This is a genomic window from Campylobacter concisus (assembly GCF_002913045.1).
In the GTDB taxonomy this organism is placed as follows: Bacteria; Campylobacterota; Campylobacteria; order Campylobacterales; family Campylobacteraceae; genus Campylobacter_A; species Campylobacter_A concisus_AP.
Window position 1 is genome coordinate 1 of the sequence record NZ_PPAF01000041.1, and the last position, 16840, is coordinate 16840.

The window sequence follows — 16840 nt, forward strand, 5'->3', positions numbered from 1 at the left end:
AGGTGGATGTCATAAGTTCGAGTCTTATAGCGACCACCATTTTAGGTGCAGCGGTAGTTCAGTTGGTTAGAATGCCGCCCTGTCACGGCGGAGGTCGCGGGTTCGAGCCCCGTCCGCTGCGCCATCTCTAAACCTTAGTTTAAGGTTATTATAAATTTTCTTATTATTGAGTGATAAAATTTAGATTTTAAGATTATTAGTTCTAAAATTAGGCTTTATATTTTGTATTATGGTTTTTGCCTCGTTAGCTCAGTTGGTAGAGCATATCACTCTTAATGATGGGGTCGTAGGTTCGAGGCCTACACGGGGCACCATCCATTTTGGCCCATTCGTCTAGCGGTTAGGACACCAGCCTCTCACGTTGGTAACACGAGTTCGAGTCTCGTATGGGTCACCATTTTTCTAATCCTTTTTTCTTTTTAATTTGCTACACAGAAATTTTTATAGAAAATTTCTTAAAAATGTATACTTATTTGCTTGGCAAATTGCTATTAAAAACGTAAAAATCAATTTTTATAATATTGTGCTTAATGAGTGTGTATTAAGCGATAAATTCTAGAAGTTAGCTTGTAGTAAGCTAAAAAATCTTTATAAATATAATAAAAGTACATCATAGAAACGTGATTACATAGCGTTACAAGTTTTTTGCTTTGATCTACTGGGCAAAATTCATTAAGTATTTTTAATTTTTAAGCTTATAAATCGTAAAACAGCCTACATTTGTTAATAAAGAAAGGTGCTTAAAATTTAAGATCATACCAGCCAGGATTCATGCGTAAAAATATATTAGGGCTTAAGATAAAATATAGTTCTTTTTGTAATAAAGAGCATTTGATGGCAATATAGAAAATTAAATACGTAATTAAAGAAAGCTTGGCTTAAATAGCAAAAATAAAGCCTACTAATTTTAAACTTAAATATAAAACTAGCAAAACAAGCTATCTTTTTGTATTTAGTTTTTGCCTATCATATCAAGCTTAGCTTTGCAAGCATCTTTATACGGGCTTACAAAATTTGAGTCAGAGCACTCATTTAAATAAGGCCTAGCCAACTTAAACTGCTTTTGTCTTATATAAATTTCGCTTATCAAATTTAAAGCGTGTAAGCGATCTTCTGGCTCAAGCTTCATGTTTAGTATAAATTTCGCCTCGTCAAGTGCCTCACTTAGGTTATCTGTCTTTAGTGAAGCTTCTGAGTAGTTAAAATTTATCTTTGGTGAAAATGTATTTATCTTGGCTTTTGTTTGTAGTTCAAGAGCTTTTTTAGCATACGTTGTAGCGATGGCGTAGTCATTACTTTTCATCGCATAGTCACTTATAGCTGTATATGCTTCGATAATCTTAAAGTCTTGGCCTCTTAGCTGTTCGATAGCACTAATGGTTGAGATCGCCTCCGTAAAGCGTTTTAATGCAAGCAATGAGTAAAATCTGTCAAAAAGAGATGGTGTTGGATCTGAGTATTCGACTGATGAGCCAAGTGAAAGTGCGTCATTTGCAGCAATGATCGCATGCTCGTAGTCTTTATTTTTATATAAAATTTTGCTCAAATTTACCAGCCACTCGACTCTATCTTCTAAATTTTCATCTTTTGCATGAGCTTTTGCCAGCTCAAGTGCATCGTTGTAGCGGGCCGTTCTGTAATAGCAGTTAAAGAGCTTAAATTGCGGTAATGAGATTTTATTTATATCGTAGTTTTCAAGCAAATTTATAACAGCCGTGCAATCATCTTTCATAAAATACTCTTTTGTAAGCTCTAGCGCAGCCTCATTTATCAGCTCCATTGCCTTACTTAAATTTCCATCTTTTGCCATGGTTTTGTAAGATAGTGCATCGGAGAATTTACGCTCTTTAATATCCAGCTCAAGCTCGCTTATTAAAGCCTTTTGGCTAATATTTGTCCCAGCATATTTTTCAATTAGCTCTTTATATCTAGCATGAAGTGCAGTAGCATTTTTATCCTTTTCTTCAAAAAATAATCCATCTTTTGCTTTAGTCACATCATCGATATAATCACCATATTTAAACTCTGTCTCATATCTATTTAAGTATTCGTATGCTTTTTTCTCATCTTTTGTTTTGGCTAGATTTAGTGCTAAATTTTTTAAAGCAACTTCATAAAAATCTTTCGTCCTATCGCTATTATTTATCAAGATTTCATAAATTTTAGCAGCCACATCAGGCATATCTTTACTTGCAAATGTAGTTGCAAGATTCATTGACTTTGTTGGGTTGTTCATAAAAAATTTTTCATTCGCATTTGCGATTTTTAGTATGAATTTCTTTGCTTCATCAAATTTTTCTTTATCAATATTTGCATCAGCTAGGCTTAGTGCTGCTCTACTTGCAAGGTCGATGTCGTTTGTAGAGTAAAGCACTTTTTCATAGTCTTTTAGCGCTTCTTTTTGTCTGCCTATTTTATAGAGATAATCAGCGTAATCAAGCGCTGCAAGTTTCGTAAATTTTGAGTTTGCATGCTCTTCGTTTAAGATATCAAGCATATATTTTGCATCACTTGCAATGCTATCTTTTAGGTAGGCTCTAGCGATTAGATATAGCACTTCTGGATAGTTTTCATCAGATGGAAATTTTCTGATCCAAGCCCTACCTTCACTTACGATATCTTTTGGCTCAAGCTCTTCAAGCTCGCTTTTTGTTTCAAAAATTTTATCAAGCGCCCTTAGTCTGTAAAGTAAAAATTCGCTGGAAAAAAGACTCTTTGGGTGTCTTTTTATCGCAGTTTGAGTATCTTTTACTACGCTTTCAAAAGCGCCTTTTTCGTAGGCTCTTTTTATATTTATATAGATATCTATATCGTTGCTATCTAGTCCGGTAATGGGAGCTTTATTAAGATCTAGTGCCCCGATGCTGGGACTTAGCATATCTTTAAAGTCAGGGGCGAAGTTTAGCCCAGATCTCTTTTTGCTACTCTCTACCAAAGAGGTGTCGATGATGATGCTAAAGTGCTTTGAGATGCTGGTTCTTGGCGTGTCTTGCACGCTTGGATTGTTGTAAAGCTCAGTCTGAACGTTTAGTAACTTTGATGGTGCTTTTGGCATGATCACGATAAAGAGCTTGCCATCTTGCTTTTTGTACTTTATGTCCATTAGTGGTAGCGTCGTATCTTCGATGTTGGGCAAAATTCCATCATCGAGCATGCAGACATAACGCTTTGTATCATAGGCTAAAATTTGCTCCACACATTCAAATTCTTGCTCATCGCTTAGCTGAAGAACGCTATAAGGTTTATCGCCATTTGCGCCGCTATTTAGGCTAAGATTAAAAGCGGTTAGATAAAGCGGAAAAAATAAAATAATTAAGAGCTTTTTCATGCCGCAATTATAGTTAAATTTTCTAAAATCCTGAAGCAAAGACAAAATGCTCAATAAATTCCAAAATCGCCCCAGAAAACAAAAAAGCAAAGACTGTTCCGGCCACTGCGATGCCAACTATTACCTTTAGTGCCATCGAGATATTTGCGGTGTAGAGATTTTTATCTTTTACGATCGGCTCTTTTAGAAACATAAAGACGATTAGCTTTAAATAGTAATAAATCGCAATAGCAGAATTTATCATGATTATAACGCTAAGAACGACGTAATTAGACTTTATGAGCGATGAGATAAGCACCATCTTGCCCCAAAAGACGCTAAAAGGCGGAATGCCAGCAAGGGCGATCATGAAAATTCCCATTATCACGGCGTAGCTTGGCAAAATTTTAATAAGCCCTGAAAATTTCTCAAATGGATGCTTAAAACGCTTATCCCAGCAGACGACATCGTCGCACCTTGCCACCCAGAGCATAGAAAATGCGCCCAAATTTGCAAACAAAAACATGATCCAGTAGAAAAACAAGGCGACATTTGCCTCGTGAGAATTTGCCACAAGCGCGCAAAGCACGACACCAGCGTGAGCTATGGAGCTAAAGGCTAGCATCCTTTTAACGTCTTTTTGTACTAGAGCCATGATATTTGCAAGGCTCATCGTAAGCACGGCGATGATGTAAAGTAGGTCTTTTATCCACGAAATTTGCGAGGCTTCAAGCATGGCAAAGACGCGAAGTGCGACAATAAATGCCGCTACCTTTGGCACAATCGACATATAGCCTGCTAATGGGGCATTTGAACCCTCATAAACATCTGGTATCCACGTGTGAAATGGTATGAGTGAGAGCTTAAAACCAATGGCAGAGGCGATGAAAACGCAGCCTAATAAAATGATCAAATTTTGATTTAGGCTAAGATCTTTTATTATAACGCCGATACGAGCGATGTCTATTGAGTTTGTGGCTAGATAAAACATCGCTATTGCCATTGCAAAAAAGCCAGCTGAGAGCGAGCCCATAGCAAAGTATTTAATGGCAGCTTCTACGCTTTTTGCCTTGTTGTGAAGGGCGATTAGGGTGTAGAGGCAAAGCGAGCTGATCTCAAGGCCTAAAAAGATGATGAGTAGGTTATTTGAGCTCACCATAAATAAAAAGCCAGCGATCATAAACAAAAATAGAGCGTAATACTCATAAATTTTATACTCAAAATACTCTTTTGTGCTAAGTGCAAGCGGGATAAAAAGGGCTGAGGCGATTAGGATGATGACTTGAGAGATGACCGAAACTCCATCAACTAAAAGCATATCCCAAAAGCTAAGGCTAAGACCGTTAAAATCAAGTATTAGGCCCACATTTACAAATATTGCGATGATACAAAATACGCAGTAGAAATTTCTTGAGAGATCTTTTTTTATGGTGCCAACGATTAAGATAAAAAGCGAAAAGATTATCATACTAAGCATCGGAGCAACCGAAGATAAAGAAATTTCTTTAAGGTCTAAAAAGGCTATTTCGTTCATAGTTTGCTCCCGCCATTTAAAGATAAAATTTTATCCTTTGTGTCACTATTTATGGCTCTAGTTTGCATTTTGCTTATGATATTTTGCACGCTTGGCTCAAGCGGCTTTAGGATTAAATTTGGAGCGATACCAAGGGTGATGATGAGTAAGCAAAGTGGCACAAGAGTGGCTAACTCTTTAAAATTTAGATCCTTAAGGCTTAAATTTTTCTCCTTGCACTCGCCAAAAAAGACTCTTTTATAAAGTACCAGCATATAAACGGCGCCCACGATGATACTAAAACCACCAAGTAGCGCAAAGAACTTATTTAGCTTAAAGACGCCAAGAAGGCTCAAAAACTCACCCACAAAACCGATCGTTAGTGGAAGGCCGATACTTGCAAGCGTTGCTATAAAAAATATAAGCGCATACTTTGGCATCACCTTAGCAAGTCCGCCAAATTCGCAAATTTCTTTGGTATGAGCCCTCTCGTAGATGACGCCAACTAACAAAAATAGCGCGCCACTTACGATGCCGTGGCTTATCATCAAAAATATTGAGCCACCAAGGCCTATTAAATTTAGTGAAAAAATGCCAAGCATGATGACGCCCATGTGTGAAATGGAGCTATAAGCGATCACTTGCTTCATATCGCTTTGCGCGTAGGCAACAAGGGCTGCGTAGATGATCATAATGATGGCTATGACGCAGACAAAGCCGCTTAAAAGCAGGCTCGCATCTGGAAAAAGTGGAAGTGAAAATCTCACAAAGCCATAAGTACCCATCTTTAAAAGCACGCTAGCAAGCAGCACCGAGCCGATAGTCGGAGCCTGTCCGTGTGCGTAAGGTAGCCACGTGTGAAATGGAAATAATGGGGTTTTCACACCAAAGGCAAAGAAAAATGCTAAAAATAGCCAAATTTGAGCACTTTGCCCGATACCAAGCTTATACCAGTCAAGCAAGCTAAAGCTAAAAACGCCGCTTTTTTGATAGCACAAATAGCCGATAAAAATGATCGCTACTAGCATAAAGACAGAGCCCAAAAATGTATAGATGAAAAATTTGATCGCCGCGTAAATTCTATTTTTGCTACCAAATGCGCCGATGATGTAAAGTAGCGGTATGAGGCTAAGCTCCCAAAAGCTATAAAACAAGATCATATCAAGTGCGCTAAAGACGCCCATCATCGTGCTCTCTAAAAAGAGCACGCTAATAACAAGGTGCTTTAAATTTCCATCATCGCTAAGTGCGGCGATAGAGATGAAGCTCATAAATGCACTAAGTACGATAAGTGCTAGCGAAATGGTGTCGATGCCGACAAAATAGCTAATGTTAAAGCTTGGTATGAGTGGGACTTGATGCGTTAAAACAAAGTCATAACCCTGAAAATCAACATTGACGCAGATAAAAATGGCTAGTAAAAGCTCTATGAGAGCGATGCTTGCTCCATAAAATTTGATGCTTTTATTTTCTATCAAAAAGCCAAGTATTGCGCTTATTGCAGGGAAAAATATGATTACACTTAGCATTATTTGGCTCCGTTTAATAAAAATATAAAGCTTAAAAGCAAGGCAAATCCTGCAACCATAAATCTAAGCATGATGCTTAAGTCGCCACTTTGCATTTTGTTTGCTAAAAATGCAAATTTATTTAGCGCTGTTGCGACTAGATCGACACTACGATCGATTATCATCTCGTCAAATTTCTTACAAATTTGTGAAATTAACATATAGCCATTTATGAAAAATTTCTCGTAAAATTTTGGGATAAAGTAGGCATTTTGCAAAATTTTATAAATTCTGCTCTCACAAACACTCTCTTTAAAAATTTCTCTTTTATAGGCAAATATAGCAAAGCCAGCACTTGCTAGCACTAGGCTAAGTGTTAAAACGAGCAAGAAAATTTCACTACCGTGAGATAAATTTAGTGGAAAATCTTTTAAACTTTTTTCTAAAAACTTACTAAAGTTGCTCCAAAAAAAGCCACTTATGACTGAGAGAATTCCAAGTACGCCCATGCCAGCTAGCATATAGTTTTTAGCTTCATGCACGTGTTTCTCGCTCTTTGGCTTTGTAAAAAAGACGAGCATAACAAGCCTAAAGCTATAAAATGCCGTAAGTACAGCACCAAAGAGTAAAATGATCCATAAAAATTTATTTTCACTAAAGGCAACCTCTAAAATTTTATCTTTAGAGAAAAAGCCAGCAAATGGATAAAATCCAGCTAGCGCACAGCTTGCGATGATAGAAAGGAGTGCAGTTGGTTTCATAAATTTATAAAGTCCGCCCATTTTTTTGATATTTAGCTCATCATTCATCGCGTGCATGACGTTGCCAGCGCATAAAAAGAGAAGTGATTTGAAAAATGCGTGCGTGACAAGGTGAAAAAGTGCAATCTTATAAGCGCCAAGTCCAGCAGCTACGAACATATAGCCAAGCTGTGAGAGTGTCGAGTAGGCGACTATTTTTTTAAGGTCGTTATGCACAAGTGCGATGCTTGCTGCAAAAACCGCTACAAATGCACCAAGGCAGGCGATAAAGTGCGAGACTTCAGGCACGTTTGTAAAGATGAAATTTGCGCGTATGACTAGATAGACGCCAGCTGTTACCATGGTCGCAGCGTGGATGAGGGCAGAAACCGGCGTTGGGCCCTCCATGGCGTTTGCAAGCCAAGTGTGAAATGGAAACTGCGCGCTTTTACCCATAGCGCCTATAAAAAGAAGTGTGGCGATGATGCCTAAATTTAGCCCAGAAAGGTCGCTTCTAGCGTTAAAAACCTCGCTAAATTTAAGTGAGCCAAAGCTATAAAATATATAAAAAATGCCAACAAGCATGGCAAGGTCAGCCACTCTATTCATCACAAAGGCTTCGTTTGCAGCGACGTTTGCGCTAGGCCTTTTATACCAAAAGCCAATGAGTAACCACGAGCAAAGTCCAACACCCTCCCAGCCAATAAATAGCCCTATAAAGTTATCGCTTGAGACAAGGACGTTCATACAAAAGACAAAGAGCCCCAAGTAGCTAAAAAAGCGGTTAAAGCTCGCATCGTCTTTCATATAGCCAACCGAGTAGATATGCACGATGCTTGCGACCACGCCAACGGTGCTAAGCATAACAAGGCTAATGGCGTCGAGGTAGAAGCCAAAATTTAAATCCAAACCGCCAAAATTTATAAACTCTTTTAGTGATAAATTTAGAGGCTCATCTATGCCAAGACTGGCTGCTAGCATGAGTGAGGCAGTTGTGCTAATAACCATGAGAAGTGAGCAAAAAACACCAATTAGTAAATTTTTACTGCTATGCGAAAAAAGTCCAGAAACGATAAAGCTAAGAAGCGGGAAAAATAGTGAAATGCAAAATAAAGTCATCTCTTAGCCTTTCATATTTGTCATCGAATCTAGGCTAATGCTGCCAGTCTTTTTATACCAAAGCACGAGTAGCCCTAACCCCACAGCGACCTCGCTAGCAGCGATAGCCACTATAAAAAATGCAACTATTTGTCCAGTTAGATCAAAGTGGTATTTTGAGATAGCCGCGAGTGCGATATTTGCCGAGTTTAGTAAAATTTCACTTGAGAAAAATAGCATAATCAAATTTCTTCTTCGCATTATGCCAATTAGCCCTATGACAAAGACCAGACTTGCAAGGATGAGGTAGTGAGTAAGTCCTATCATAGCATCTCCTCTAGCGTATTTTGAGTATTTAGGTCTTTATGTATTAAGATAATGCCAGCAACCATTGCCACAAGAAGCATTACAGCACACATCTCAAAAGCGATCAAATACTTGCTAAAAAGTAAAATTCCAATAGCCTCGATATTGCCAAGCTCGCTAGCAATGGGACTTAATCCATCAAATTTTGCACCATAAATAGGTACTAAAAATATAAATATCAAAAGAAGCGCTATAAAGCTACTTAAAAGATAGATGGTGATCTTTGCTTTTTTGCTACTTTTTGGCTCACACTCTTTACTGCTATCAAAAAACATCATCGCAAATGCATATAAAACGACCACAGCACCTGTGTATACGATGATCTGCACTACGCCTAGAAATTCCGCTCCAAGTAAGAAAAATATAGCCGAGATAAAGACCATGCCAGCAGCCAAAGCTGAGACTGCGTTTAATGCGTTTTTACAAAATACGCTAAAAGAAAAGCTCACCAAAATCAAGGCACTAAAAAGATAAAATGCAAAGCTCTCATACATTTTTCACTCTTTGTAAATTTATATCGCTCATCGAATTTGTCTCATTTTCACTCTCGCTTATAAATGCATTTGGAGTCTTTTTGATTAAGCTGTCAGAATTTTCAGGAAGCGCTCCGTATCCTTCAAACTCGCTTTGATCTTTTAAAAATTTATCCTTTGTCAAAAACTCATCTTTTGTGCCAAATATAATCCTGCTCTCACTTGCGACTTCGTACTCTTGTCCGCAAACTATCGCAAGCTCAGGACAAACATCAGCGCAAAATCCACAATACACGCATCTACTTAAATTTATCGAGTAGCTTGCGACCTTTTTGCGCCCATCTTCGCCAAGTGAAGTCTTCATCGAAATGCAGTTGCTAACGCAAATTTTCTCACATAACCCGCACCCAATGCAACGTTCATTTTCACTTTCAACAAATTTTAAAAGCTTGTGAATACCCCTATATCTAGCGTTTAGCTGCATCTTTTGTATAGGGTATTTTAAAGTATGTGACTTACTAAAGAGCATCTGCTTTATCGTGACTTTTAGTCCGATCAAAAGATCAGGCTTAAATGTGATAGCGATGAAGTGCTTAAATTTATCAAACGTACTCTTTGGCTTTAACTTTTCATCTATTAAAATATATTTTTTCTCACTCATTTTTTGCCTTAGATTAGTAGTATAAAGCCAGTGATTACGATATTTAAAATTCCAAGCGGAAGCAAAAATTTCCAGCAAAATACACTTAACTGATCAACTCTTAAATGTGCCCATGAAGCCCTTACCCAAAGAAAAAAGAAAAAGACAATGCTTGATTTTAAGATGATCATCAAAGCACCTGGGATAAATAAAAATTCGTTAAATCCACCTAAAAATAAAATCGTAATGATGATGCTAGCAGCGATCATATTTGTGTACTCGCCGATGAAAAACATCGCCCATCTCATGCCGCTATACTCGGTGCCATAGCCTGCTACTATCTCTGTTTCGTTTTCTGTTAAGCAAAATGGCGTTCTATTGCACTCCACAAAGCTTGCTATTAAAAAGAGCAAAAAGGCAAGGGGCTGCTTGAATATAAGCCAGCCAAAAATTCCTTTTTGATAGTTGTTTATATCCACAAGTGAGAGTGAGCTAGTTACCATTACGACGCTTAAAAGAGCCATGCCAGCGACTATTTCGAAACTAAGAAGTGAGACTACTGCGCGAGCTGCGCTAATTAGAGCAAATTTATTATAGCTTGCAAGGCCAGCTGCAAGTGGCGAAAAGACGCAAACCGCTGCCACGCCAGCGATGTATAAAATACCAACATTTATATCTGAGAGAATCGGACGTAATGTATGTCCAAAAATTTCAAACTCAGGTAAAAATGGCACAGGCGCAAGCGCTGCAAATGCCGCGATAGCAGAGATGAGAGGCGCTATTAGAAAGATAAATTTATTTGCATTTGCTGGTACGATGTCCTCTTTTGTAAAGAGTTTTATCATGTCAGCTACTATCTGTAAAATTCCAGCTGGCCCTACCATATCAGGTCCAACGCGGCGCTGCATGTAGGCTAGTACCTTTCTCTCAGCATAAGTTGCTATTCCTGCAAGGCTTGCCATGACGGCTAAGATAACCACGGCTTTAATGATAGTGCTTAGCACAAAAAATAGTGTTTCACTCATTTTTTGCCTTTATGATTTTAACTGTGGCGTAGCTTTTGCCATTAAATATAATAACCCCCACATCAAGCTTATTGTCATAATCACCTAAATACGCACCAACTCCGCCAAGTTCGCTATCAAGCTCCACGCAAATGGCAAGCTTGTGCCCATCTTTTTCTAAAATAATCGCTTCATTTTGTGAAATTTCAAATTTAGCCATAAATTCGCTACTTGCATAAAGCTTCGCTCTTTTGGCTGTTTGCGTGGCATAGTTTGCAAAAAATGATGGCAAATTTATAGGATTTGCAAGACTTATAAGTACTTCGTCGCCTTTTAAATTTATACTCTTGCTATCTTTTAAAAGTGGCTCTATATCATCATTTGGCGTGAAATTTGAAATTTCAAGCTTATAGCCTCTGTGACTTGTGCCGTCATTTGCATAAAAATTTTCTAAATTATCAAATTTAATGCCTTTATAACCCTTTTCTTTTGGTAAATTTGGCGTGTAATCAATCGTATTTTTAGCCATTAACCCAAGTGCGTTTGCGATGTCGTTTAAAAAATATCCTTTGTGCGGTATCGCCACATTTGTTGGCACTAAGGCGTTATTTATGCTTGTAAATGTTCCTTCTTGCTGATTTAGCGCGCTAGCATCGATATCGCCTTCAAAAATACTAAATTTATAATCACCATTTTCGTTATAGCCAAGCGTCTTGCCAGGCTTTTTCTCGCTTGCAAGAGTGCAAATTTTAGCAACGCCAAGTGAGTTTGTGCGTGGTGGTATTAGCATCACACGAAACGGCGTAGCTCTAGTGATCACTCCAGTAAGTGCGGCTAGTAAATTCGCATTTTCATCCGTGTAAAAATCGCTTCCTAAAATGAGCGTAAAATTGCTTTTGCTATCACTTAAGGCCGGTACATCTAAGCCAAAATTTTCATCAAAATTTTCAAACTTTGATGTAAGTGTGCTAGGTAAATTTTCACCCCAGTTTTTAAGTATAAAAAGTAAAATTTGCTCTAATTTCCCAGCTTCATGCGTTACGCAAATAAAATTTTTAGAATATTTTTTAACGATCTCATCGGCTATGTGATGAAAGTAAATTCCAGCTGCTTTATTCATTTTTAAAGCGTTATTTAACTTAAAGCTTGTCACTGGGCTTTCGTGTCTTAAGAAACTACCAGCAGTGATGATAAAATCGCTATTTTTAATATCTTCATAGTCTGCGTTATATGAGCTAAGCCCACTAAATTCGCTAAATTTATTTAAAAATTTTTGATAATTTAGCGCCTCATTGTTTATTAGATTTAGATCAAATTTCTCTCTTAAACGCTCTAAAATAAGGGCCTCTTCGTTCGTGATAAAGCTATTAAATTTTATATTTTTGATCGCGCCATTTTTAATATTTAAAACAATCTCTTCAAATTTCTCTTCATTCTTACAGGCAAGCTCGTTGTGAAAGTCATAGCCAAACCTAACTGCTCCACTTATTTCGCCAAATGTAAAATCATTGCTGACGCGGTAAATTTGCTTACTTCTATCGCTAGTGCTCTTTTCTTTTACGTCATAGTAAATTAGCTCGCAATCGCTTTGATGTGGATTTGCTGCTGGGATAGGGTTTAGCTCCCAGATATTTGTGCTATATTGAAAATGCGAACTAATAAGCGCTCCAGTAGGGCAAACGCTGATACACTCGCCACAAAACGAGCAGTCAAGACTCTCGCCCACGCTTGGACCTATTAAGCTTTTTTGCATCTTGCTAAAGACCGCGTAGGCATCTTTTGGCATACTCTCTTTTAGCTCTTTTGGCACCTCAACGCCCCTTGGTACGGTCTTTAGTGCACTCTCTCCGATCCTATCCTTACAAACAGTGACACATCTTTCGCAGACTATGCAAAGAGCTGGATCGTAGTTGATTAGCCCCCATTTTTTATGCGGTTTGTGCGTGTCGGCGATGGCAAATTTTTGTTCATTTACCTTTAGATGTGTGGTTAAATTTTGTAGTTCACATTCGCCACTTTTGTCACAAACACCACATTGAATCGGATGATTTACGCAGTAAGTCTGCATGATTGCGTTTCGCTCAGCAATAATTTCTGGCGTGTTTGTGTAAATTTGCATATCCTCTTTTGCTTTGGCATTGCAGCTATAAACTACTTTGCCGTTTGTCTCGACCATGCAAAGCCTACAAGCAAGAGTTGGTGAGCAGCCGCTAAGATAGCAAAGAGCTGGGATATAAATTCCATTTGCTCTTGCGATATTTAGGATACTCTCGCCCTCATCTGCTTCTAAAATTTGATCATTTATGCTTATTTTCATTTACTAACTACTACTTGCTTAAATGCGTATCCATCAAACTCTTTTGCACCAAATATCGCAACTGTGCCTTTTAGCGAATGGTCTAGTTTAAATTTTGCCCTCACGCTAAAATCTTTTGCCTTAAGCTCTAATATATCGCCATCTTTTGCCTTTGCTACGATACCAAACTGCACACCGCCCACGATCTCATCGCTTGCGTTTTTGTTTAGATAAACGACCGCTCCGTCAAAATTTTCAAGCTCTTTTAGCTCGTCCACCTCTTTGATGTTTGCAAATTCTTTGACCTCGCTACCTGCTAAAACGACATTTTTGCCTAAAATTTCAAGTAACCAAAAGATCGCATCTTTATCTGGATGAGTAAAAAATGAATCATCAATAATGATATTTTTAACATCCTTTATCCACTCGCCAAGTTCCTCAAATTCCTCTTCACCAACATTGCACTCGCCACTTATCAGCCCATCATCAAGCTCGCTAAAAAACTCATCGCAAGATAAATTTGCGTATTTGCAAAGAAGAGCTAAGACGTAGCTTATTGAGCCTATTTCGCAGCGGATTAAATTTTCGCCGCCAAGCTCGCTATCTTCAATGCAAGAGATGTATTTAAACTCATGCTCTTTTATCTTTTTTGCTAAATTTTTATCGCTCAAGCTTAGTAAATTTGCAATGCTTAAGCTTTTGCCTGCTATTAAATCATTAAATTTCATATCTTGCCCTTTTTTATGGTTAATACCCAATCAACTTGGTTAAATTTAAGCGAGTTCATCACTTCGCAGTTTAGATTATAGGCTAAATTTACAGCCTTTGTCACACCACTAAAATCGCCTATCTCAAATAAAAATATAATCACTTCGCCAGCCTCGCTAGCCTTTATCTGCTGTCCAAGAGCGCTCAAAAACTCACTCTTTAAGTGTCTAAGATCGACCCTTCTCATCTATCGACTTCGCCTAAGATGATATTTGTGCTACCAATTATCGTAGCGACGTCAGCAACGTACTGGCCTACTAATAAATCTTCATAAATAGCGCAGTGCCAAAAGCTTGGCGTGCGAATTTTTAGACGATATGGGCTTGCGCTGCCATCTGAGTTTATATAAATTCCAAGCTCGCCCTTTGGCGACTCGCTAGCAAAGTAAATTTCACCTTTTGGTGGCTTTAGTCCCTGAGTTATTAGCACAAAATGCTGCATTAATGAGTAGTTTTGGCTCATTATCTGCTCTTTTGAAGCGCTTACGTAATCTGGCGCGTCGGCGATGATAGCGGGGCTGCTTGTTTGATACTTGCTAACGCACTGCTTTAAAATTTTCACGCACTCACGCATCTCTTTCATGTAAAGCAGATACCTTGCATAGCAGTCGCCATGTGTCGCATAAGGCACGTCAAAGTCTAGCTCGTCGTAGATGAGATATGGCTCCTCTTTTCTTATATCACGTGCGACGCCGCTTGCTCTTAGCATGACGCCAGAGCAGCCAGTACTAAGGGCTAGCTCTTTGCTAATTACGCCCACATCTACAAGCCTCGCTTGCCAAATTCTATTTTCGCTTAGCAGATCTTCGTAAAGCGTGATGTCGCTTGGAAATTTCTCACAAAATTTAAGCAGCTCCTCGCACCAGCCATCAGGCAGATCAAGCGGCACGCCACCAATCCTTATGGAGCTATGAGTTAGCCTTGCGCCGCAGTATTTTTCTATAAGATCAAGGACGTATTCGCGCTCTCTAAATGCGTATAAAAAGACGCTCATTGCCCCCACATCAAGGGCGTGCGTAGCTAAAAATAAAAGGTGTGAGCTGATGCGGTTTAGCTCCAAAAGCATCACTCTAATGATCTGTGCACGGCGAGGCACTTCGATACCGCAAAGCTTCTCCACGGCCGCGCAAAATGCGTAGTTATTCGCACTTGATGCGATGTAATCGACCCTGTCAGTTACTGGGATAAATTCCTGATAGGTCATATTTTCAGCCATTTTTTCAACGCCTCGGTGCATGAAGCCAACCTCTGGCATAGCGCGCACGACCTTTTCACCATCAAGCTCAAGCACAAGCTTTAACTGACCATGCGCGCTTGGGTGCTGTGGGCCAAAATTTAGTATCATCTTGCCGTCATTTTGCTCAAATTCTAAATTTTCAAAAAATGGTTTTAAGCGGTTTGGTGCCTGGCTCAAGGTCTTTCCTTTACTATCTGGCTCTGGTTAAATTTAGCCTTTTTGACAAATTTTACGCCACCTTCTTCTTGATACTCGTATTCTTCGCTAAACACCCTTGAAAATCCAAAGGTATCTTTCTCTTGAATATAAGCTGGATCGCGGTTCTCTTCGCCAATTTGCTCTCTAAGCTCGCGCCCAAAAATTTTATCCACCTCGTACCATTTGGCAGCCTCGTCGCCAACTAGCGGATAGCTTTTTAAGAGTGGGTGCGAGTGCCAGTCATCAGGCATGATGAGGCGCTTTAAATTTGGATGATCTTTAATGAGAACGCCGCTTAGATCATACATCTCGCGCTCAGCCCAGTTTGCGCTTTTATAAAGCTCGCAAACGCTTTTTAGCATTTCATCTTTTTTTACAAAGCATTTTACACGAGCGCGTCTATTTTTACTAATGCTAAGAAGCTGATAAAAGACTTCGTATCCACCTTTTTGATTTATGAAATCAAGTGCTGCAAGCTCACTAAGCTGTTCGTAACCAAAGCTTTTTAGTGTCTCAAGAGCTTTAAAATTTTCACTAGAATTTACATAAATTACAAGCTGATCAAACTCCACGTAGCTAGATAAAATTTGCACTCCGCTTTGCTCTAAAACAGCGAGTTCTTCGTCAAATTTAGAGCCACTTGCTGCTTCTTTTGGCGTCTGCTTGGCGATATAAAATTTCTCGCTATAGTACTGCTTTTTTTGCAGATCGTTTTTTGGCTTATACTCTCTCATATCTCAAGCTTTCTTGGCTTTTGTGCTCTAAATGCACTTTGTTTTCTTATCTTTTTTTGAAGCATCATAAGCGCGTATTGAAGCGTTTCTGGGCGAGGAGCACAGCCTGGGATGTAGATATCAACTGGTATTATTCTATCAACACCTTGAACGGTTGAATAGGTGTTAAACATGCCGCCAGTGTTTGCACAGCTACCCATTGAGATGACCCATTTTGGCTCAGGCATCTGATCATAAAGACGTCTTGTAAACTCAGCGTGTTTTTTAGTTAGCGTGCCAGCTATGATCATCACCTCTGAGTGTCTTGGACTTGCCCTAAAAATGGTGCCAAATCTATCAAAGTCATATCTACTAGCGCCACTTGCCATCATCTCGATCGCACAGCAAGCAAGCCCGTAGCTAAGTGCCCAAAGCGAGTTGCTCCTGCCCCACTGAACGAGCCTATCAACGGTTGTTAAAACGACTGGCAAGCCACCATTTGAAGCGTAATTTATCTGATGCTTTGCCATTTAAAGACTCCTTTTTGCCAAGCATAAGCAAAGCCGATAAGTAAAATCGCCACAAAAAGCAACATTTCGATTAGTCCAAAAATTCCAAGTAGCCTAAAATCCACCGCCCACGGATACATAAAGATGACTTCAACATCAAACAAAATAAATAAAATTCCATAAAAAAAGTAGTGGATATTTATCTTATTTGGCTGTTTTACGGTGGTTGGACCACACTCATAAAAGCTAAGTTTTAGACGCTGGGTATTGCGGTTGGCTAATTTTTTACTTATTTTTGAAGATAAGAATGTTATTAAACAAAATGAACAAGTCGCTAGTAAAAGTATGATAAATGCACCAAAATAGGTACTTTCAAGCTCTGAATGTGACATACTTTGCCTTTTTTAATTTTTAAGATTCTACTAAATTTAAATTTATTTGAGCTTGAAACGGCTTAAGAGTAGGGTGAGT

General features: G+C 38.8%; 15 protein-coding genes and 3 tRNA genes. 3 read left to right on the top strand and 15 right to left on the bottom strand.

From position 1 onward, the window contains the following. Positions 1-47 precede the first annotated feature (47 nt). The 3 genes from CYP43_RS08290 (at position 48) to CYP43_RS08300 (ending at position 397) form a co-directional block, all read left to right on the top strand. A tRNA-Asp gene (locus CYP43_RS08290) sits at positions 48-124 on the top strand. Positions 125-238: 114 nt separating this feature from the next. Continuing rightward, positions 239-314 (top strand) — tRNA-Lys (locus tag CYP43_RS08295). 8 nt (positions 315-322) lie between these two features. Further along, positions 323-397: transfer RNA gene (locus CYP43_RS08300), tRNA-Glu, on the top strand. Positions 398-952: 555 nt separating this feature from the next. Here CYP43_RS08300 and CYP43_RS08305 read toward each other — a convergent pair. From CYP43_RS08305 to CYP43_RS08375, 15 genes are read right to left on the bottom strand one after another with little or no spacing between them, the layout of a single operon-like run. Continuing rightward, complete coding sequence (locus CYP43_RS08305) at positions 953-3328, bottom strand: tetratricopeptide repeat protein (protein ID WP_103583351.1); 2376 nt, start codon at positions 3326-3328, stop codon at positions 953-955. Between the two features lie 22 nt (positions 3329-3350). Then, positions 3351-4841: an NADH-quinone oxidoreductase subunit NuoN gene (nuoN, locus tag CYP43_RS08310; protein ID WP_103583224.1), complete on the bottom strand. Its 1491-nt coding sequence runs from the start codon at positions 4839-4841 to the stop codon at positions 3351-3353. Further along, complete coding sequence (locus tag CYP43_RS08315; protein ID WP_103583225.1) at positions 4838-6349, bottom strand: NADH-quinone oxidoreductase subunit M; 1512 nt, start codon at positions 6347-6349, stop codon at positions 4838-4840. The genes nuoN and CYP43_RS08315 overlap by 4 nt, the downstream gene beginning before the upstream one ends. Next, on the bottom strand, positions 6349-8187 hold the full coding sequence (gene nuoL, locus CYP43_RS08320) for an NADH-quinone oxidoreductase subunit L (RefSeq protein ID WP_103583226.1): 1839 nt from the start codon (positions 8185-8187) through the stop codon (positions 6349-6351). Before nuoL ends, CYP43_RS08315 begins: the two co-directional genes overlap by 1 nt. A gap of 3 nt (positions 8188-8190) precedes the next feature. Next, the gene (nuoK, locus tag CYP43_RS08325) at positions 8191-8493 is read right to left on the bottom strand and encodes an NADH-quinone oxidoreductase subunit NuoK (RefSeq protein WP_085657926.1); all 303 of its coding nucleotides are present in this window, start codon (positions 8491-8493) and stop codon (positions 8191-8193) included. Then, positions 8490-9026 (bottom strand): NADH-quinone oxidoreductase subunit J, encoded by a 537-nt coding sequence (locus CYP43_RS08330; RefSeq protein WP_103583227.1) that lies wholly within the window; start codon positions 9024-9026, stop codon positions 8490-8492. Before CYP43_RS08330 ends, nuoK begins: the two co-directional genes overlap by 4 nt. Beyond that, positions 9019-9666 carry an NADH-quinone oxidoreductase subunit NuoI gene (gene nuoI / locus CYP43_RS08335; protein ID WP_103583228.1) on the bottom strand — a complete coding sequence of 216 codons (648 nt, stop codon included), beginning with the start codon at positions 9664-9666 and terminating at the stop codon, positions 9019-9021. The genes CYP43_RS08330 and nuoI overlap by 8 nt, the downstream gene beginning before the upstream one ends. A gap of 8 nt (positions 9667-9674) precedes the next feature. Beyond that, positions 9675-10670: an NADH-quinone oxidoreductase subunit NuoH gene (gene nuoH, locus CYP43_RS08340; RefSeq protein ID WP_103583229.1), complete on the bottom strand. Its 996-nt coding sequence runs from the start codon at positions 10668-10670 to the stop codon at positions 9675-9677. Then, positions 10663-12966: an NADH-quinone oxidoreductase subunit G gene (locus CYP43_RS08345; RefSeq protein WP_103583230.1), complete on the bottom strand. Its 2304-nt coding sequence runs from the start codon at positions 12964-12966 to the stop codon at positions 10663-10665. Before CYP43_RS08345 ends, nuoH begins: the two co-directional genes overlap by 8 nt. After that, on the bottom strand, positions 12963-13673 hold the full coding sequence (locus CYP43_RS08350) for a hypothetical protein (RefSeq protein ID WP_103583231.1): 711 nt from the start codon (positions 13671-13673) through the stop codon (positions 12963-12965). The genes CYP43_RS08345 and CYP43_RS08350 overlap by 4 nt, the downstream gene beginning before the upstream one ends. Beyond that, positions 13670-13900: an NADH-ubiquinone oxidoreductase subunit E family protein gene (locus CYP43_RS08355; RefSeq protein ID WP_072593998.1), complete on the bottom strand. Its 231-nt coding sequence runs from the start codon at positions 13898-13900 to the stop codon at positions 13670-13672. Before CYP43_RS08355 ends, CYP43_RS08350 begins: the two co-directional genes overlap by 4 nt. Then, positions 13897-15126 (bottom strand): NADH dehydrogenase (quinone) subunit D, encoded by a 1230-nt coding sequence (gene nuoD, locus CYP43_RS08360; protein ID WP_103583232.1) that lies wholly within the window; start codon positions 15124-15126, stop codon positions 13897-13899. Before nuoD ends, CYP43_RS08355 begins: the two co-directional genes overlap by 4 nt. Continuing rightward, complete coding sequence (locus tag CYP43_RS08365) at positions 15123-15881, bottom strand: NADH-quinone oxidoreductase subunit C (RefSeq protein ID WP_103583233.1); 759 nt, start codon at positions 15879-15881, stop codon at positions 15123-15125. Before CYP43_RS08365 ends, nuoD begins: the two co-directional genes overlap by 4 nt. Continuing rightward, entirely contained in the window at positions 15878-16390 is a 513-nt protein-coding gene (locus CYP43_RS08370; RefSeq protein WP_103583234.1) for a NuoB/complex I 20 kDa subunit family protein, read from the bottom strand. The genes CYP43_RS08365 and CYP43_RS08370 overlap by 4 nt, the downstream gene beginning before the upstream one ends. Next, on the bottom strand, positions 16372-16761 hold the full coding sequence (locus tag CYP43_RS08375; RefSeq protein ID WP_103583235.1) for an NAD(P)H-quinone oxidoreductase subunit 3: 390 nt from the start codon (positions 16759-16761) through the stop codon (positions 16372-16374). The genes CYP43_RS08370 and CYP43_RS08375 overlap by 19 nt, the downstream gene beginning before the upstream one ends. Positions 16762-16840 lie beyond the last annotated feature (79 nt).

Coding starts and splice junctions, on each gene's coding strand:
- CYP43_RS08315 (WP_103583225.1), bottom strand. CDS start 6,349: ATGCTAAGTGTAATCATATTTTTCCCTGCAATAAGCGCAATACTTGGC.
- CYP43_RS08375 (WP_103583235.1), bottom strand. CDS start 16,761: ATGTCACATTCAGAGCTTGAAAGTACCTATTTTGGTGCATTTATCATA.
- CYP43_RS08365 (WP_103583233.1), bottom strand. CDS start 15,881: ATGAGAGAGTATAAGCCAAAAAACGATCTGCAAAAAAAGCAGTACTAT.
- nuoN (WP_103583224.1), bottom strand. CDS start 4,841: ATGAACGAAATAGCCTTTTTAGACCTTAAAGAAATTTCTTTATCTTCG.
- nuoK (WP_085657926.1), bottom strand. CDS start 8,493: ATGATAGGACTTACTCACTACCTCATCCTTGCAAGTCTGGTCTTTGTC.
- CYP43_RS08305 (WP_103583351.1), bottom strand. CDS start 3,328: ATGAAAAAGCTCTTAATTATTTTATTTTTTCCGCTTTATCTAACCGCT.
- CYP43_RS08345 (WP_103583230.1), bottom strand. CDS start 12,966: ATGAAAATAAGCATAAATGATCAAATTTTAGAAGCAGATGAGGGCGAG.
- nuoH (WP_103583229.1), bottom strand. CDS start 10,670: ATGAGTGAAACACTATTTTTTGTGCTAAGCACTATCATTAAAGCCGTG.
- CYP43_RS08330 (WP_103583227.1), bottom strand. CDS start 9,026: ATGTATGAGAGCTTTGCATTTTATCTTTTTAGTGCCTTGATTTTGGTG.
- CYP43_RS08370 (WP_103583234.1), bottom strand. CDS start 16,390: ATGGCAAAGCATCAGATAAATTACGCTTCAAATGGTGGCTTGCCAGTC.
- nuoI (WP_103583228.1), bottom strand. CDS start 9,666: ATGAGTGAGAAAAAATATATTTTAATAGATGAAAAGTTAAAGCCAAAG.
- CYP43_RS08350 (WP_103583231.1), bottom strand. CDS start 13,673: ATGAAATTTAATGATTTAATAGCAGGCAAAAGCTTAAGCATTGCAAAT.
- nuoL (WP_103583226.1), bottom strand. CDS start 8,187: ATGACTTTATTTTGCATTTCACTATTTTTCCCGCTTCTTAGCTTTATC.
- CYP43_RS08355 (WP_072593998.1), bottom strand. CDS start 13,900: ATGAGAAGGGTCGATCTTAGACACTTAAAGAGTGAGTTTTTGAGCGCT.